This window comes from Gilliamella sp. N-G2 (assembly GCF_002142215.1).
GTDB lineage: Bacteria > Pseudomonadota > Gammaproteobacteria > Enterobacterales > Orbaceae > Gilliamella.
This window is the reverse complement of record NZ_NAST01000009.1, coordinates 44270-61586: the sequence shown is the minus strand read 5'-3', so window position 1 is coordinate 61586 and position 17317 is coordinate 44270. Positions and strand designations below refer to the sequence as shown.

The 17317-nt window shown below is 34.4% G+C and carries 19 protein-coding genes; 13 read left to right on the top strand and 6 right to left on the bottom strand.

Going from position 1 to position 17317, the window contains the following annotated elements; genetic code table 11:
• Positions 1-62 precede the first annotated feature (62 nt).
• Positions 63-827, top strand: coding sequence for a triose-phosphate isomerase (gene tpiA / locus B6C99_RS05965; protein WP_086359007.1), 765 nt, complete (start codon positions 63-65; stop codon positions 825-827).
• 54 nt (positions 828-881) lie between these two features.
• On the opposite strand, the gene B6C99_RS05960 is transcribed toward tpiA, so the two are convergent.
• Complete coding sequence (locus B6C99_RS05960) at positions 882-1109, bottom strand: helix-turn-helix domain-containing protein (RefSeq protein WP_086359006.1); 228 nt, start codon at positions 1107-1109, stop codon at positions 882-884.
• A gap of 155 nt (positions 1110-1264) precedes the next feature.
• Between B6C99_RS05960 and B6C99_RS05955 the strand changes: the two genes are divergently transcribed.
• From B6C99_RS05955 to B6C99_RS05920, 8 genes are all read left to right on the top strand, one after another.
• Complete coding sequence (locus B6C99_RS05955) at positions 1265-1951, top strand: LexA family transcriptional regulator (RefSeq protein ID WP_086359005.1); 687 nt, start codon at positions 1265-1267, stop codon at positions 1949-1951.
• Positions 1952-2168: 217 nt separating this feature from the next.
• On the top strand, positions 2169-3287 hold the full coding sequence (gene mnmA / locus B6C99_RS05950; RefSeq protein ID WP_086359004.1) for a tRNA 2-thiouridine(34) synthase MnmA: 1119 nt from the start codon (positions 2169-2171) through the stop codon (positions 3285-3287).
• A 1-nt stretch (position 3288) separates the two neighbouring features.
• The gene (hflD, locus tag B6C99_RS05945; RefSeq protein ID WP_158092445.1) at positions 3289-3939 is read left to right on the top strand and encodes a high frequency lysogenization protein HflD; all 651 of its coding nucleotides are present in this window, start codon (positions 3289-3291) and stop codon (positions 3937-3939) included.
• Positions 3940-3969: 30 nt separating this feature from the next.
• Positions 3970-5337 (top strand): adenylosuccinate lyase, encoded by a 1368-nt coding sequence (gene purB, locus B6C99_RS05940; RefSeq protein ID WP_086359002.1) that lies wholly within the window; start codon positions 3970-3972, stop codon positions 5335-5337.
• Positions 5338-5455: 118 nt separating this feature from the next.
• Positions 5456-6373: a hydroxymethylbilane synthase gene (gene hemC / locus B6C99_RS05935; RefSeq protein ID WP_086359001.1), complete on the top strand. Its 918-nt coding sequence runs from the start codon at positions 5456-5458 to the stop codon at positions 6371-6373.
• Positions 6373-7107: a uroporphyrinogen-III synthase gene (locus B6C99_RS05930; RefSeq protein WP_086359000.1), complete on the top strand. Its 735-nt coding sequence runs from the start codon at positions 6373-6375 to the stop codon at positions 7105-7107. Before hemC ends, B6C99_RS05930 begins: the two co-directional genes overlap by 1 nt.
• Positions 7108-7129: 22 nt before the next feature.
• Positions 7130-8545, top strand: coding sequence for a uroporphyrinogen-III C-methyltransferase (locus tag B6C99_RS05925; protein WP_086358999.1), 1416 nt, complete (start codon positions 7130-7132; stop codon positions 8543-8545).
• A 10-nt stretch (positions 8546-8555) separates the two neighbouring features.
• Complete coding sequence (locus tag B6C99_RS05920) at positions 8556-9455, top strand: heme biosynthesis HemY N-terminal domain-containing protein (protein WP_086358998.1); 900 nt, start codon at positions 8556-8558, stop codon at positions 9453-9455.
• Between the two features lie 59 nt (positions 9456-9514).
• On the opposite strand, the gene B6C99_RS05915 is transcribed toward B6C99_RS05920, so the two are convergent.
• Both B6C99_RS05915 and B6C99_RS05910 read right to left on the bottom strand, forming a co-directional pair.
• On the bottom strand, positions 9515-9838 hold the full coding sequence (locus B6C99_RS05915; protein WP_086358997.1) for an AzlD domain-containing protein: 324 nt from the start codon (positions 9836-9838) through the stop codon (positions 9515-9517).
• Positions 9835-10530: an AzlC family ABC transporter permease gene (locus B6C99_RS05910; RefSeq protein WP_086358996.1), complete on the bottom strand. Its 696-nt coding sequence runs from the start codon at positions 10528-10530 to the stop codon at positions 9835-9837. Before B6C99_RS05910 ends, B6C99_RS05915 begins: the two co-directional genes overlap by 4 nt.
• A gap of 220 nt (positions 10531-10750) precedes the next feature.
• On the opposite strand from B6C99_RS05910, the gene gmk reads away from it, so the two are divergent.
• Positions 10751-11380, top strand: a complete 630-nt coding sequence (gene gmk, locus B6C99_RS05905) for a guanylate kinase (RefSeq protein WP_086358995.1) — start codon at positions 10751-10753, stop codon at positions 11378-11380.
• A 60-nt stretch (positions 11381-11440) separates the two neighbouring features.
• Here gmk and gloA read toward each other — a convergent pair whose 3' ends face one another.
• Positions 11441-11848, bottom strand: coding sequence for a lactoylglutathione lyase (gene gloA / locus B6C99_RS05900; protein ID WP_086358994.1), 408 nt, complete (start codon positions 11846-11848; stop codon positions 11441-11443).
• A 228-nt stretch (positions 11849-12076) separates the two neighbouring features.
• Complete coding sequence (locus B6C99_RS05895; protein ID WP_086358993.1) at positions 12077-12568, bottom strand: glycine zipper 2TM domain-containing protein; 492 nt, start codon at positions 12566-12568, stop codon at positions 12077-12079.
• Positions 12569-12731: 163 nt separating this feature from the next.
• On the opposite strand from B6C99_RS05895, the gene B6C99_RS05890 reads away from it, so the two are divergent.
• The 3 genes from B6C99_RS05890 to pgm all read left to right on the top strand — a co-directional run bounded on the left by B6C99_RS05890 (position 12732) and on the right by pgm (position 15154).
• Positions 12732-12917 (top strand): hypothetical protein, encoded by a 186-nt coding sequence (locus B6C99_RS05890; protein WP_086358992.1) that lies wholly within the window; start codon positions 12732-12734, stop codon positions 12915-12917.
• A gap of 21 nt (positions 12918-12938) precedes the next feature.
• Positions 12939-13442: a hypothetical protein gene (locus B6C99_RS05885; RefSeq protein WP_086358991.1), complete on the top strand. Its 504-nt coding sequence runs from the start codon at positions 12939-12941 to the stop codon at positions 13440-13442.
• Positions 13443-13516: 74 nt separating this feature from the next.
• Positions 13517-15154, top strand: a complete 1638-nt coding sequence (pgm, locus tag B6C99_RS05880) for a phosphoglucomutase (alpha-D-glucose-1,6-bisphosphate-dependent) (RefSeq protein ID WP_086358990.1) — start codon at positions 13517-13519, stop codon at positions 15152-15154.
• A gap of 61 nt (positions 15155-15215) precedes the next feature.
• On the opposite strand, the gene B6C99_RS05875 is transcribed toward pgm, so the two are convergent.
• Complete coding sequence (locus B6C99_RS05875; RefSeq protein WP_086358989.1) at positions 15216-17114, bottom strand: hypothetical protein; 1899 nt, start codon at positions 17112-17114, stop codon at positions 15216-15218.
• Between the last annotated feature and the right edge of the window lie 203 nt (positions 17115-17317).

The following is a 17317-nucleotide window of genomic DNA, read 5'->3' as shown; positions in this document are numbered from 1 at the left end:
TAGTATTATAACTAATTCATTCTGAAATCAACACCTTTTTAAATTTTAAGTTGGAGAAAAATATGCGAAAACCTCTCGTTATGGGTAACTGGAAACTCAATGGTAGTATCGGTATGGCAAAAGACTTGGTCACAGGGTTAAGAAATGAGCTATCAACAGATGCTAACTGTGGCATTGCAATTGCACCACCTAGCGTTTATTTAGATTTTGTAGCACATCAATTAGGTGGCTCAAACATTCTTTTAGGTGCTCAAGATGTCGGTATTCATCTTTCTGGTGCTTATACTGGTGAAGTATCAGCGACTATGTTAAAAGAAATCGGCGTAACTCACGTCATTATTGGACATTCTGAACGTCGTACTTATCACAAAGAATCTGATGAATTTATTGCCCAAAAATTTGGTGTATTAAAAGAAGCAGGTCTAGTACCAGTACTTTGTATTGGTGAAACTGAAGCTGAAAACGAAGCTGGCCAAACCCAAGCAGTATGTGCTCGTCAAATTGATGCTGTTATTAATGCATTGGGTGTACAAGCATTTAATGGCGCGGTAATTGCTTATGAACCAGTTTGGGCAATCGGTACAGGTAAATCTGCAACTCCAGCACAAGCACAAGCTGTTCACAAATTTATCCGTGATCATATTGCAAAACAAGATGCAGCGGTAGCTAAACAAGTAATTATTCAATATGGTGGCTCAGTTAATGATAAAAATGCAGCTGAACTATTTACACAACCAGATATTGATGGTGCTTTAGTTGGTGGGGCTTCATTAAAAGCTGATGCTTTTGCAGCAATCGTTAAAGCGGCAGAACAAGCTAAGAAATAAAACGTAAGACGCCTATTTTAGGCGTCTTTTTCTACTCAGTAGTACAATTGTAACTTATTTTTTACACTTCTTTTCGTATCTAGATGGCCAAATTTGCTCAACAGGCACTTGTAAATATTCAGAAATAATACGTTCATATTTAGGACAATGTCGATATAGTGCATTACGTAAAGTATCAGCCTGTAAACCACTTGAACGAGAAAGAGCTCTTAAATTTCCGCCTCGGATTTTAATCTCACCTACAACTCTTGATGGTGTCCAGTCTTGATCTTGTTCTCTCATTATGAGATCCTCTATTGGTTAAATTTTTTGCTATTGTAAAGATTATCGGTATTACGCGACTAAAGCGATAACAAGTTACCTGCAAAGAATAGCATATAAAAAAACGAATTAAAATAATAAAAACAAAAAAACATCTAGAAATGGAATGAAAAACAATGGAAAACAAAGTAAAAAAACAGTCAGAACAAGAAAAAACACGAACATTAACCAGTACAGGAGTAATAAATTTTAAAAATCGATTAACTATTGTTTTAGAAGGTCTTTCAGGTAACGCTTTTGCCAAAAAAGTAGGAATGTCAGAAGCAGTAATACGAGATTATTTATGTGGTAAAACCTATCCATCGCTAAATAGATTGGCAACCATAGCTCAGAAATGTGATGTACCAATCGAGTGGCTTGCAACAGGAAAAGGCGAATGTCGTTTACTTCCAGAAAGCCAAGGTAAAGGTTCTATTGATATTCCATTTCATCATCTCAATGAAACAAATAGTTCATTTTCAGTTTTGGAAACAATCCCATTTGATATCACCTTAATCAAACATCACAGTTGTGAAGTTGATAATCTAATCGCTGTTTGGGCTAAGGGTGACAGTATGGAACCAACCATATCCAATCATGATATTCTTATTATCAATAAAGCTAACGCTAAACCTATTGATGGTTTTCTTTATGCGGTACAGTATGATGATCATATAAGTATCAAGCGTATTCAAAATCAAGGTGCTAACTTAGTTTTAATATCAGATAACCCTAAATATCCAGCTATTGTGGTTGACAAAAAAGAACAACACGATTTTCAAATAATCGGCCATGTGGTCTATTTATTGAAAGATCTTAATTAAGATCACCATAATAATGCTATTTTAAAATTTAACTCCATTGATATTATCAATGGAGTTTGGAACTATAATTAATTTTTTTCTGCGAATAGATATAAACAGACAACTACTAATAAAAATTTGTTAGTCAAACCCTTATCCCTCTTTTGCATAGCCTTACACTTTTCATCATAATTATGCTAAAATCATCATAAAATTTTTGTCCATTGATTTAGTTATTATGCCAAATATAAACACTCGAAAAAAAGTCGTTGTCGGCATGTCTGGCGGCGTAGACTCTTCTGTTTCTGCTTATTTATTACAACAACAAGGTTACGATGTTGTTGGTTTATTTATGAAAAATTGGGAAGAAGATGACACAGAAGAATATTGTTCAGCAACGATCGATTTAGCTGATGCCCAAGCAGTATGTGACAAATTAAACATCAAATTACACACAATCAATTTTGCTGCCGAATACTGGGATAACGTATTCGAACATTTTTTATCCGAATATAAAGCAGGCAGAACGCCTAATCCTGATATTTTGTGCAATAAAGAGATCAAATTTAAAGCTTTTCTTGAATATGCAGCCGAAGATCTTGGCGCTGATTATATCGCAACTGGCCATTATGTTCGCAAGCGAGAAAATGGAAGTAAAGTCGAATTACTGCGCGGTATAGATAACAATAAAGACCAAAGTTATTTTTTATATACGCTAAGTGAAGATCAAATTAAACAAAGCTTATTTCCTGTTGGTGAACTAGAAAAACCACAAGTACGAAAAATCGCCGAAAAACTAGGCCTAGCAACCGCAGCTAAAAAAGACTCAACCGGGATCTGTTTTATTGGTGAACGAAAATTTAGTGACTTTTTAGCTCGTTATTTACCAGCACAATCAGGTGTGATTCGGACTGTAGATGGTGAAGTTATCGGCCAACACCAAGGGCTTATGTATCACACATTAGGACAACGCAAAGGACTTGGCATAGGTGGTTTAAAACAAGCAGATGATACACCTTGGTATGTTGTTGACAAAGACATAAAAAATAATGAATTAATTGTTGCCCAAGGTCATGATCATCCAGCTTTGTTTTCGGATGGATTAATTGCTCAACAACTACACTGGGTTGATCGTAAAGTTGTGACCAAACCTTTTCAATGCACAGTAAAAACGCGTTACCGTCAACAAGATATTGTTTGTAGTGTTACACCATTAGAACAAGATAAAATTCAAGTAATGTTTGAACAACCTGTTGCAGCAGTAACACCTGGACAATCAGCGGTATTCTATCAAGATGAAGTCTGCCTTGGTGGCGGTATTATAGAGGAACGAATTGTAAGCAGTAAGGAGCATTAAAGTGAATAGTAAATATCATCATATTGCAATAGCCCTTGCCGGCGTAACACAATGTGCGTCACTTATTCCCCAACTTGCTAATACAGGGGTTTGTAACAATACGCTTTATCAAATAGCAATTAAAAGTATATTCAATACATCGCCAAAAACCACTGATGATGTTTATGATGGTATTATCAATATTAAAACTGGTCTTGAAACACTTATCTCACTACTATCATCCAATCAAAAGCAACAAGTTGAAATCATCCGTTATTTGTTTGGTGCATTAAGTGTCACCAACAAACTTTTAAAAAATAACGATGCATTAGGTAAAATAGATCAACGTTTGCAACGGATATCTGGACTTTATTCAGATATGAATCAAGAGACAATCAGTAATCATGTTGATGATCTCTCTTATTCATTAGCAGGGATCTATTCGGATATCATCAGTCCCCTATCAACCAAAATCAAAGTAGTAGGTAAAGCGGAGTATTTACAAAATTCATTGGTGCAAGCCAAAGTTAGAGCTTCACTACTAGGTTGTGTTCGTTCTGCCATTTTATGGTATCAAGTTGGTGGTAGCCGTTGGCAAATTTTGCTAAGTCGTAAACGAATATGTAATGCAGCACAAGAATTATTAAAAGATATTAATCAACAAAGTTATTAAATTTAAAAAAATAGCAACGGAGTAAAACCGATGGAATTATCTGCTCTTACCGCCCTATCACCAATTGATGGTCGTTATGGTGACAAAACAACAGAATTACGCACCATTTTTAGTGAATATGGTTTGTTAAAATATCGTGTGCAAGTTGAAGTTCGATGGCTACAAAAACTCGCTAATCAAGCAGATATTCTTGAGGTACCAACACTAAGTGAGCAAGCTAACAAGCACCTTAATGAAATTGTTGACAACTTTAATGAACAAGATGCAATACGCATAAAAACAATCGAAAAAACAACAAATCACGATGTTAAAGCTGTTGAGTATTTCTTAAAAGAAAAAGTTAACACTAACGAAGAACTGCAAGCTATTAATGAATTTATCCACTTTGCCTGCACATCAGAAGATATTAACAATCTATCTTATGCATTAATGTTAAAAACAGCCAGAGACACTGTTCTTATCCCTTACTGGAACAAATTAATTGCAACCATCACTACGCAAGCTAAGACTTATCGTGATTTACCATTATTATCAAGAACACATGGACAACCAGCTACACCTTCCACCATCGGTAAAGAGTTTGCCAATGTTGCTTATCGATTAAAAAGACAGTTAAAACAATTAGAGTCAATTGAAATCCTAGGTAAAATTAATGGCGCTACAGGTAATTATAATGCGCATATGGTTGCTTACCCACAAATCAATTGGCATAAATTTAGTGAAGAATTTGTAACTTCATTAGGATTACAATGGAACCCATATACTACCCAGATTGAGCCACATGATTATATTGCGGAATATTTTGATTGTATTGCTCGTTTTAATACCATTATGATCGACTTTGATCGTGATGTTTGGGGGTATATCGCTCTACATCATTTTAAACAAAAAACCGTTGCTGGTGAAATTGGTTCTTCAACTATGCCACATAAAGTAAACCCAATTGATTTCGAAAATTCAGAAGGCAATTTGGGGCTTGCTAATGCAATCATGAGTCATCTTGGTAGTAAATTACCTATTTCTCGTTGGCAACGAGATTTAACCGACTCAACTGTATTACGTAATCTTGGTGTAGGTATTGGTTATGCGATTATTGCTTATCAATCTACACTTAAAGGTCTAAATAAACTTGAAGTCAATCAAGAGTATCTACTTGATGAACTTAACCGCAATTGGGAAGTATTAGCAGAACCAATTCAAACCGTGATGCGTCGTTATGGTATCGAAAAACCATACGAAAAATTAAAAGAATTAACGCGAGGTAAACGTGTCGATGCACAAGGAATGCAGCAATTTATCGATTCGTTAGCATTACCTGAACATGAAAAAACTCGTTTAAAACAGTTAACCCCAGCAAATTACATTGGTTTTGCCATCAATTTTGTTGATGAACTATAAATGACATAATAAGTGTTACAGCCTAAAGCTCAAATATAATGGGTTTTAGGCGAACCAATTTATGTTGAATGAAATATAACAACAAAATTATTTAAAGTTCGGAAGATAGGGAGCATCATTGAAAATCCGCATCGCAACAAGAAAAAGTCCCTTAGCCCTTTGGCAAGCTAACTTTGTTAAACAACAATTAATGACAATCCACCAAGATTTAACCGTTGAACTAATCCCAATGGTAACTAAAGGTGATGTACTATTGGACAGTCCGCTATCGAAAATCGGCGGTAAAGGATTATTTGTCAAACAATTAGAACAAGCCATAATAGATAATGAAGCTGATATTGCCGTTCATTCTATCAAGGACATTCCAGCTCAATTTCCTACAGGATTAACGCTTGCCACAATCTGTCAACGTGATGATGTTCGGGATGCATTTATATCAAATCAATATCAATGTTTAGATGATTTACCTGATGGAGCTATCATTGGCACCTCAAGTTTAAGACGTCAATGTCAATTACGGGCTAAATATCCACATTTAATAATCAAAGATTTACGTGGTAATGTTGGTACCCGTTTAGCCAAATTGGATAACCAAGAATATGATGGCATTATTCTAGCTGCTGTTGGTTTAAAACGACTAGAATTACAAGAACGAATCAAACAATACATTGATACTGACTTAATTTTACCTGCGGTAGGCCAAGGTGCCGTTGGCATCGAAACTCGAATTAATGATGAAACAATTTTGCAATTACTTGCGCCACTTGATGATAAAAATAGCCGAATTTGTATTCAAGCTGAAAGAGCAATGAATCAGGCATTACAAGGGGGTTGCCAAGTGCCTATTGCCTGTCAAAGTCTTTTAACTAACAATTTATTAACCTTAACTGGTTTAGTTGGCAGTCTAGATGGTTCAACAATTATTAAAGTTAGAGTAACAGGCGCAGCCATAGAAGCTGAGAGTTTAGGCGAAAAATTGGCAGCAAAATTATTAGCTAAAGGCGCTGATAAAATATTAGCGGAACTAATTAACTAATGATTTATATTACTCGCCCTTCCCCAGAAGGGGATAATTTAACCCTATTATTAAATCAAGCCAATATATCAGCAAAACATCTACCTTTTTTTAATATCTTAGCTGGTCAAGATCTGAGGTATTTACAGCAACAGTTGGATAACCTCAATCGAGGTGATATGGTTATTATTGTTTCACCACAAGTCACTTATATGATTGAACAACATCTGCCTAATCTCAGGTTACCTAATCACCTTCACTATTTTGCCATTGGCAAAAAATCTGCCGAATTATTTAGCCAACAAAATAGCGTTCATGTTGATTACCCAAATGAAGAAAATAGTGCTGGATTATTATCATTATTAAATCAACAACCCATAAGTGGTCATAATGCGTTGATTCTTTGTGGGGATAATGGCGGTCAACAATTATCTCAGCAGTTAAAGTTGCAAACAGTTAATGTGAAGACAATAGCATGCTATACTCGTCAAACTATTACTTATAAACCAAACATATTAGCCGAAAATATTACCCAACAAATCATATTAATTACGAGTGTTGATCACCTATTACAGCTAGATATTTACTGCCAAAATAAACATAAAAATGATGCACAACTAATCGTAACCAGTGATAGAATTTTTGCGAAAGCTAAACAGTTAAATTGGCAAAAAGTTTTAAAAATTGTTAGTGCAAATAATCAATTTTTATTTAAAACAATGATAACTCTATGTCATAATGCCAAAAATATTTAAAAAATCTAAATGGGGTTAATTTATGTCAACAAAATATTATGGTGCCAATGCAACACTATCCAACATCAGCACCACTTCATTTAGTCAACCGCCAATACCTAATGCAAACAAAGAAGCGAAAAAGACGATGAACGTAGATAAAAAAGAACCAATCAAAAAAACTTCTAGTCCAAAAATCGAACAACCAACCAATTCATCGGTTAATAGTAGTAAATCCCATGCACCTGTATCAAAACTATCAATACTTGCCATAGCATTAACAGTTTGCTTAAGTGGATTTGTTTATTTCCAAGGATATAAACAAATTGAAAATCAAAAACGAAAGATTTCCACCTTACAAACAGAGGTTGCAAACTTAAAGCAAAATACTAAAGCTAGCATACTTAATGATTTGCAAACTAATATTAATGATGCAGTCAATCAACAAAACCAACAGTTTACATCTTTATCACAGCGTGTTGATCGCCAATTAAATGAAAACCAAAAGATTCAACAACAATTAACCATACAAATTAATGATGCAACAAAGTTAAACGAACAAAATTTGAATACGATTAATGAACGTTTATCAGCCCTATCCACCCTTGATAATAATGTTTGGTTAATCTCACAGGCTAACTATTTAGTCCACCTTGCGGGTAGAAAAATTTGGAATGACCAAGATTATACCAGTGCCCGTTTATTATTGAAAAGTGCTGATGAAAGTTTGGCCAAAACCAATGATCCAAGTCTATTAGCAGCAAGACAAGCCATTAGCAAAGATATTAATGCCTTATCACAAATCAGTTTTATTGATGAAGATGGGATTATTATTAAACTATTAGGTTTATCTGAATCATTAACAGACTTACCTTTAGTCGGTAATTATAAAGAAGCTGCACAGGCAGTTAACCAAAATGAAATTAAAACCGCAAATGGGGTTTCAACAAATAATAAACCATCATCTAACTTAGCTGAAGATCAAGTTAGCTCATCAATAGATGATTGGTCAGACAATTTACTCGCTAATGCGGAAAAATTTATGGACAAATTTATCAAAATTGAAAAATTAGACGCAAAAGATAATCATTTTGCCACTTGTCTCGATAAAGCAGGTAGTGATGAAAAGCAAATTGTCAGATGCCAGATTTTAAAAACACCTTTAAGTTCAGAACAGACTCTGTATCTTCGTGAAAATATTCGTTTCCGGTTATTAATTGCGGCGCAGGCAGTACCAAGACATCAAGAACTCATATATCAACGTGCTTTACATGATGCTTCGACTTGGATTAATGCTTATTTCGATGGTAATGCATCAGCGGTTAAATTATTCTTAAATGATCTTGATAATTTACAAAAACAATCGATTAGTAATCAAAACATCCCCGATAAACTCGATAGCGTTATTGAACTTGAAAAATTAATGCAAACTCGAGTCAAATCAGCATTAGGTAAGTAGGAGAATAATAATGTTAAAAATACTCATTATTTTCTTAGTATTAGTCGGTGGTTTTTTTCTTGGCCCTATTCTTGAAGGCAATCAAGGTTCAGCGGTATTTGAGATTGCTAAATATAGAATAAGTATGTCTTTTAACTCATTTGTCATATTACAATTGTTAGGATTACTTGCCCTGTATCTAGTTTATGAAATATGCAAAAAAATCTTTAATTCAAAAACTGCTTTTGGTGAATGGTTAAGATTAAAATCACCGAAGAAATCGATTAAACGGGTTGAACAAGCGCAATTTTACCTTTTACAAGGTGATTATCAACAAGCTGCAAAACTATTTATGAAAAGTGCCAAAGGTGCAAAAAGCTCTACTTTATCTTATTTACTTGCAGCTCAAGCACAAATTGATGCAGACCAATTAATAGCTGCTAATCAATCTTTAGCCGAAGCGGCAAAATTTTGCCAACCAAAAGAGTTATTTGCTTTTCAACTAGTACAAATTCGTTTACAACTCAAAAATCATGAATATAGTGCAGCTAAAATCACAATTGAAAAACTAATAAACGAAAAACCGCGTAATGTTGAAATATTGAGATTAGCCGATCAACTCTATTATGAAACGGAAGATTATCAATCCGTTATTGATTTATTACCAATTATGTATAAAACTAAAGCTTATCCAGACTCTCAGCTCGATCAGTTTAGACAAGCAGCGTATATTGGCCGTATCAAGCAGTTATCAACCAACAGTGATCCACTTGCTTTGATAAAATGGTGGAAACAACAACCAAAAGTTATTGTTAATAACCTAGCTAACCAAAAAGCAATGGCCAACTATTTAAATCAATTAGGCCAAACAGCCGAAGCGGAAAAGTTGAATAAAAGCATTATAAAATTAGAACAAAAAGAAAGAACTTAAAAAATATTAAATAGTAAAACAGGGCAATTGCCCTGTTTTTGTTTGAATAGACAATCTATTTAGATAATAAAATAGCGAATTAATGCCATACTACTCATTCCAGCAATAACCACCCACATCAAGTTACGAGTCAAAACAGCAACACCAATAGTTGGCAGCGCAGCTAAGCAATATTCAAAATTAAAACTAGGAAATTCACCTTGTTTAACTATAAAAAGATTCTCGACAAACAGTGCGGTTAAAATACAAATAGGTACATAGGATAAAAAACGAATTACCACTTCAGGCAATTGCAATTTTCTGACTAATAAGAAAGGGATAACCCGAGGTAACCAAGTCACCAAACCACTACCCAAAATGATTAATATACTATAAATACTCATGCTTTACGCTCCACAATAATCCCCATAAAGCAACCGGCAAAAGTACTAAGTAATATCGCCATCTCGGATGAGACAAAACGTAATAAAAGAATCAAAATTACACTGACTGTCAAAATTACAATAACACGATTTAAAAGTGTTTTAGATTTATCAGCTGTTAGCTGTAAATAAAGTAAACCAATAAACATCGCCACTAAAGCATAATCTAATCCAAATTGTGCTGGATTAGGCAACCATTCACCAATCAATGCCCCAACTAAACATGATAGAATCCAAGCAGCATAAGCGGTTATATTTAGGCCATGCATCCATGCTGGATTTACGGGTTGTTTATTAGCAATAGCATTCATGGCTACCGCAAAACTTTCATCAGTTAATAAACTACCAATACCAATATTATTCAATAATGAGAAACGACGAAATGCCGGCGCAGTCGCCATACTCATCAAAAAATGCCGCGAATTAACTAAAAACACCGTGAAAATAATCGCAGATATTGGCGTTGCTACCATCATTAAACCGGTGATGATAAATTGTGATGCGCCCGCATAAATAATAATTGCCATGAGTGTCACTTCTAAAACCGATAAGTTAGACGCTTTACCCACAACACCAGCGGCAATTCCTATTCCAATATAACCCAATAAAGTTGGAATACACGCTTGTACACCATCTTTAAATGTTAATGACATTTTCCTTTCCTTAATGAAATAAATTGCTATCTAATAATTGTAATAATGTTGATTCAATTTCACTACTGCATTATTCGTTATCTAATTGATTGCTCAAAATAAAATCTATATATAACAATAAGCCACATACAGTAAGCAAATTTTGCTATAATAGCGCCTATCGACTCTTTGTGACAATAAAAATCACTCATTATCTTATTAAAAAACGGTAATATTATTTATGTATACGGGTACTTTATTCATTATCTCAGCGCCAAGTGGTGCTGGTAAATCAAGTCTTATTCGTGCCTATTTAGCACAAAAAAACCACCATCCAGCAAAAGTTTCAATTTCTCATACGACAAGAAAACCAAGGCCTGGTGAACAACAAGGTGAACATTACTATTTTGTTGATAATCAAGAGTTTGAATCATTAATTAAGCAGAATGCTTTCGTGGAATATGCGCATGTATTCGATCACTATTATGGAACATCTAAAGCCGAAATTGAGCAATCTCTATTGCAAGGTATTAATGTTTTTTTAGATATTGACTGGCAAGGTGCCGAACAAGTTAGACAACAAATGCCTGAATCAAAAAGTATTTTTATCTTACCGCCATCACTCAAAGAACTTGAAAATCGACTCATCAAACGTGGTCAAGATGATGCTCAGGTGATCAGCAAAAGAATGCATAAAGCTCAATCTGAAATTTCACATTTCAACGAATATGATTATGTGATCATCAATGATGATTTTGATGAATCATTAATTGCATTAAATGCCATTATGACTAGTGCTAGTCTTGAACAAAGCAAACAAGCCATAGCCCATCACCAACTATTAGCCGATCTATTGGCTGCCAAATATTAACTAAATTTTAATAACGAATATCGCCGATCACTCGGCGATAGTAAAATTTAACTAACTGAATTAATTACCTAATGCTTTAGTCGCTTGGCTATTTTGAATTAACTCTATTTTATAACCATCGGGATCTTCAATAAAAGCAATAATCGTTTTACCACCTTTAACTGGACCTGCTTCACGGGTAACTCGACCACCAGCTTGACGAACATCCTCACACATTTTAGCAACATCATCAACACCAATAGCAATATGACCAAAAGCAGTACCGTGATCATATTTTTCAGTTCCCCAATTATAAGTTAATTCAATTACTGAATTGGTTGACTCATCACCATAACCGACAAAAGCCAGTGAATATTGATATTCCGGGTTTTCACTGGTTCTAAGCAGTGTCATTCCCATAACTCGAGTATAGAAATCAATTGATCGTTTTAAATCCCCGACTCGGATCATTGTATGTAATATACGCATTACTATATAGTTCCTTATTTCTATTAAAACATTTAGTTTGAGTTTAGCGATTTGTGATTAGACAGGCAAATTTTTATGTCGACAAAATAATCAATTAGCTGATGAGGATAAAATAGCAAAGAAGATAAGTAAAATAAAAAGAAGCTTTCACTGATAACAAGTATAAGTGAAAGCAAATTCAGATAAAACTAACAAGATTTGAATGATAGATTTGAAATAGATCAGATATTATTTACCACTATATCTTGGTGCTACATTGATACGTTGACCATTAGTAATTAATTTAACATTTTGACCAGCATAAAACTGCTTAGCATCACCTTTTTGTATTATGACTATATTAGAACCATTCTCTTGCTTAATTTCTAACTCAACCGCGTCGGCCTGACTAGATTTGTTTTCAATAGAATCACCTAATATTGCTCCGCCTATAGCACCGGTTGCTGCTGCTAAAATCCGGCCTGTACCACCACCAATCGTATTACCCAAAACTCCACCGATTACGGCACCTCCTAAAGGACCAGATACATTGCCACCATTCTTACCATCAGAATTTGCTTGAATCTTAACTGCTCTTACCGACACAACTGTACCATAACTTACTTGTTGAACTTGTTTAGCTTGGTCTGCTGTATATACATCGCCAGAATAGATATCACTATTACTACATCCAGATAAAATTGCAGCTAGAATAGTTAATGTGACGATTTTTTTCATAATTTATTCCTCATATAATTTGAGTATATTTTTATACCATGTTTAGCATAATATTCTTTTGGAAAAACAACAATATCATTTTCATTATTTTATCATTTGATAATATAATTTTTGGCTAACTTGAGTTATACTCAGCTCAATTGTTAATCTACCATACAATAAGTACATGAAACGGTTATTTTTTCCTTTACTATTATCAGTTATGATAACGGCTTGTCATGATGAAAATCAGCAAACGACGATAAAAAACGAAACCGTCACACATCAATCTAAACCAGATTGTTTACAAGACAGGCCAACTAAAAGCTTAAATTTTGACGCCATTCCAGTTGATGGTTGTCCAGTACAATAATTTAATAGGCAAAGTAACAGAATGAAAACTATCGAAATCGACGAAGAACTTTATCAATTTATTGCGGGTCAAACTAAACATATTGGTGAAGATGCATCAAGTATTTTGCGACGTTTATTAAACTTTAACCAACCTGAAATCACTAAAATTGATCCTATATTAGCCAAAGAAAATCATTACCCAATTTTTAATGATCTCCTTACTAGCGACACTTTCACAAATGAAAAATCGATTATTAGTCGTTTTTTATTACTACTTGGTGCTTTATATAACTATAACCCTGCACTATTTTCAATTGCTACGACATCGTTACACGGTAGTAAACGCCAATATTTGGCTAAAGACAAACTTTTATTAGAAACATCAGGTAAAAATACCAAACCCCGAGAAATTATTGGTACTCCATATTGGGTAATTAGTAATACGAATACAGCGCGGAAACTATATATTATTGAATCAATTATGAGTGACATGGGTATCTCAGAAAGCATGATTAATCAAGTTATCCATGCTTTTTTACCGTAAACTATATAATAATTCACTAACATATTGATTATAAAAATGAATATAAAAATAAAGTTATGAGAGAGGAGTAAAAAATGGCTAAGTCAAGCCGTGCGGGATTATTAGCTCAACCATCTGACCTAATTAATATCCAAACATTACAAAATAACTATTATCAAATTCAACCAAATGTTGATAATGTTAGCCAATTAGTTATTTTTGGTACATCAGGTCATCGTGGTAGCTCAAATAAAGCAACCTTCAATGAAGCACACATATTAGCAATTGCCCAAGCGGTAGCCGAATATCGCAAAGCAAACAATATCACTGGACCATGTTTTATTGGTCAAGATACCCATGCTTTATCTGAACTTGCTTTAAAATCAGTGCTTGAAGTCTTTGTGGCGAATGAACAAACTGTAGTTATAGCGCAAAATTGGGGCTATACTCCCACACCAGTGATCTCTCATGCAATATTGACTTATAATCAGGATAAACAATCTCAATTAGCTGATGGCATAGTTATTACTCCATCACATAATCCACCTGAAGATGGCGGTATCAAATATAATCCGACTAATGGTGGTCCAGCTGATACTGATATAACTAAACAAATCGAAAACCGTGCTAATGAATTATTAAAAAATAACCTTAGTGGTGTTAAACGTGTTAGCTTAGAGAAAGCAATAAAATCAGACTACGTTCATACTAAAGAATATGAAACTGATTATGTTAACGATCTTGAAAATATTTTAGATCTGTCATTAATTAAAACATCATCGCTAAAAATTGGTGTTGATCCACTTGGCGGTGCATGTATTACTTATTGGCCCCGCATTGCTGAAAAATACGGCATAAACCTTGAAATCGTCAACAATAAAATTGACCCAACATTTAGCTTTATGCACCTTGATCATGATGAAGTGATCCGTATGGATTGTTCAAGTCGCTGGGCAATGGCCGGTTTATTAAACCTCAAAGATAAATTTGATTTAGCTTTTGGTAACGATACTGATGCTGACCGTCACGGCATTGTTACACCAAAAGGGTTAATGAATCCGAATGCTTACCTTTCAACTTGCGTAAACTATTTATTTCAAAATCGTCCACAGTGGCATCAAAATATCGCTATTGGTAAAACGCTGGTCACTAGCTCAATGATCGATCGTGTTGCTAGTAGCTTAAACAAAAAATACCTTGAATATCCAGTTGGCTTTAAATGGTATGCTGATGGACTTTATCATGGTAAACTCGGTTTTGCCGGTGAAGAAAGTGCAGGTGGTTCATTCTTAAGAACTAATGGCAAAGTTTGGGCAACGGATAAAGATGGCATCATTTTATGCTTATTAGCGGCGGAAATGACGGCTAAAACAGGCAAAAATCCACAGGAGCAATACCAAGAACTTGAAGCTAAATTTGGTGTTTCTTATTATGGTCGAATTCAAGCACCTGCATCATTTACTGAAAAACAAAAATTAGCCAAACTCGATGCCAGCCAATTAACCACAGATAAACTAGCTGGTGAGGAAATTACTCAATGCTTAACCACAGCACCAGCGAATAATGCGCCAATTGGTGGTTTAAAAGTGATCACTCAAAACGGGTGGTTTGCTGCTCGTCCTTCTGGTACAGAAGATGCTTATAAGATTTATGCAGAAAGTTTTATCGGTAATGAGCATCTATTAACTCTTCAACAAGAAGCACAGCAAATAGTCGCTAAAGCAATTCAATAAACTAAACTTAGGTAGGTTAATCAAAATTAACCTACTTTTTATTTATAATCGTAATTAACACTTAAGGTGTAACACAAGCAGCAAAAATACCATCTCCGAGAATCATATCAATTGTGTCGATATATCCTTCATTTACATATATAAATGGTTTTCCGTTATTTTTAGATTGCTCAGATTGTGAAGTTACATTATTTGTCCAATACTGATACGATTGCCAGTCTGTTCCTGTATAAGTTTGGCAAAGCATATTATGACCAGGATCATACAAATCATCTTCAGCCATACACCCCCATTCATTCGCAATTCCACCAATCCATTTTCCATTCTCCTGATAACTTAATTGTCGACGAGCATACTTACCATATCTATTAACATAACCGCCAATCCAACCATCGCCAGGATTGGTATTGGAAAAATCATTCACATCTGGCAATCGATAACCACTACCTAAACTTTTACAATAATCCCTTGCCTTAGCTTGATAATTTAACGCCTCATCGTTAGAACTAATAGGGCGAGAAGAATTTTCATTTTCATTACTAAAAATAATCTCAGGATTAGCAATAAACCAACGCATTAATTTAAATTCATAAATTAGCGTACTTTTATTACTATCAGCATATAATCTGAAAGTCATTGGTCTAAAACTCTTATCCGTAGAATTGAAACGTGGGCCGATTAAGGTTATTTTTATAGCAGGTTCAGCCAATCCATATGGTTCCGGTCCATGACCACTATGCTCCCATTCAGTGGTTTTACTTACACTTAATGATAAACTAACATTGCCCCCCTCTATAGATTGTACAGTACTGCCATTGGCAGCTAATACCGCTTCAGGTGTTATACCGCCAAATAGTAAATAAAAATACAATCCATGTGACCCGGTAGTTGGAAAGTTATTTTTAGTTATTGAAGTTTCACCTTGATAATTACCACTATTGGTTGCTCGCAATACCTTAATACCTTTACTTGGATACCCTCGATAATCCCCATAATCACTGCCATCCTCGACTTGTGCGACATCCCATAAAATTCCATCTACCTGATAATCAATACCGCCTAGACTTCCCCCATCAAAAAACAAATTTGGTTGGGCATAACAAACTTTTGGATCTAATTTTGGCGTTAAATAATAACTATGTGAGCCTTCTTGAAAATGATTTGTATTGGGATCACCATAAGGTGTAGTTAACTCACTATCACTAGCGCTAATAGTTATTTTATGTACCCCATCACATAAATCTGGAATGGTATCAGGATGACTTTTCACCTTCGATGTAATATCTATAAATGCGTTTTTAGCATTAATATCTGCTACGGCAGGATTACGGGCTTCCCATTTTATCTTAATTTCACCTGTCGCGGTTGCGGTGATTAGGTCATTAGTATCAAATCCATCACCATCATCATCTGCGAAATAATTATACGGTGCAGCAAGTAAATCAGTCATATTTATTACAGGAAACTGATTATTGCCTGATATAGGTAATGGAACAATCGTTTGTACACTGCCATAAGTATTTTTTTTATCAGGTAACTCGATCGGATTGGTTATACTTGATACATCATTTTGCGGGGTTATCACAGTACCATTAGGTAATTTAATTGCCAGTAGCTCTTCTGTACTAGTTATTTTACTAACACCATCATCTAGCGTTAAATATGGTGCATTACCTTTTATACTTTCTGTGGTAAATGAACTTAACGCGTATACAGGGCTAAATATAGTTGAAAAAGCCATAGAAGATAAACAAATCTTTTTCAAAGATTTCACTATTGTTTGGCAAACTGAGGATGAATATTTAAGTAGTGTTTGATTAAACGTTGAATTTCGCTTTATTGGCTTATTAATGAATAATTGCTGTATTGAAGGGACGTAACTCGATATATTTTCTTTATTGGTCAATGTTGTAATAACAATTAAATTAGAAATAGCACCTAAATAAGGGTATCTCAACATGTTCTTAATCCTTTAATTTATAATTTTTATCTAAAAATATGCAATCCTTGCAGGGAAAATTATATATATATTAGGTGATTATAGCAAACTCGAATTAGTAAATAATTATTAAGATTTTTGTCCTAGCCGGAAGATGTTCATTTCTAAACAACCTACACGACAGAAAACTAAGACCCGATATACTATAAATTTTGTTTGCCAAA

Excerpts from the sequence above, each read along its gene's own strand:
- B6C99_RS05960 (WP_086359006.1), bottom strand. The coding sequence starts at position 1,109 with ATGAGAGAACAAGATCAAGACTGGACACCATCAAGAGTTGTAGGTGAG.
- B6C99_RS05925 (WP_086358999.1), top strand. The coding sequence starts at position 7,130 with ATGTCAACAAAATATTATGGTGCCAATGCAACACTATCCAACATCAGC.
- pgm (WP_086358990.1), top strand. The coding sequence starts at position 13,517 with ATGGCTAAGTCAAGCCGTGCGGGATTATTAGCTCAACCATCTGACCTA.
- tpiA (WP_086359007.1), top strand. The coding sequence starts at position 63 with ATGCGAAAACCTCTCGTTATGGGTAACTGGAAACTCAATGGTAGTATC.
- gmk (WP_086358995.1), top strand. The coding sequence starts at position 10,751 with ATGTATACGGGTACTTTATTCATTATCTCAGCGCCAAGTGGTGCTGGT.
- B6C99_RS05910 (WP_086358996.1), bottom strand. The coding sequence starts at position 10,530 with ATGTCATTAACATTTAAAGATGGTGTACAAGCGTGTATTCCAACTTTA.
- B6C99_RS05930 (WP_086359000.1), top strand. The coding sequence starts at position 6,373 with ATGATTTATATTACTCGCCCTTCCCCAGAAGGGGATAATTTAACCCTA.
- B6C99_RS05915 (WP_086358997.1), bottom strand. The coding sequence starts at position 9,838 with ATGAGTATTTATAGTATATTAATCATTTTGGGTAGTGGTTTGGTGACT.
- gloA (WP_086358994.1), bottom strand. The coding sequence starts at position 11,848 with ATGCGTATATTACATACAATGATCCGAGTCGGGGATTTAAAACGATCA.
- B6C99_RS05920 (WP_086358998.1), top strand. The coding sequence starts at position 8,556 with ATGTTAAAAATACTCATTATTTTCTTAGTATTAGTCGGTGGTTTTTTT.
- purB (WP_086359002.1), top strand. The coding sequence starts at position 3,970 with ATGGAATTATCTGCTCTTACCGCCCTATCACCAATTGATGGTCGTTAT.
- mnmA (WP_086359004.1), top strand. The coding sequence starts at position 2,169 with ATGCCAAATATAAACACTCGAAAAAAAGTCGTTGTCGGCATGTCTGGC.
- B6C99_RS05885 (WP_086358991.1), top strand. The coding sequence starts at position 12,939 with ATGAAAACTATCGAAATCGACGAAGAACTTTATCAATTTATTGCGGGT.
- B6C99_RS05890 (WP_086358992.1), top strand. The coding sequence starts at position 12,732 with ATGAAACGGTTATTTTTTCCTTTACTATTATCAGTTATGATAACGGCT.
- B6C99_RS05955 (WP_086359005.1), top strand. The coding sequence starts at position 1,265 with ATGGAAAACAAAGTAAAAAAACAGTCAGAACAAGAAAAAACACGAACA.
- B6C99_RS05875 (WP_086358989.1), bottom strand. The coding sequence starts at position 17,114 with ATGTTGAGATACCCTTATTTAGGTGCTATTTCTAATTTAATTGTTATT.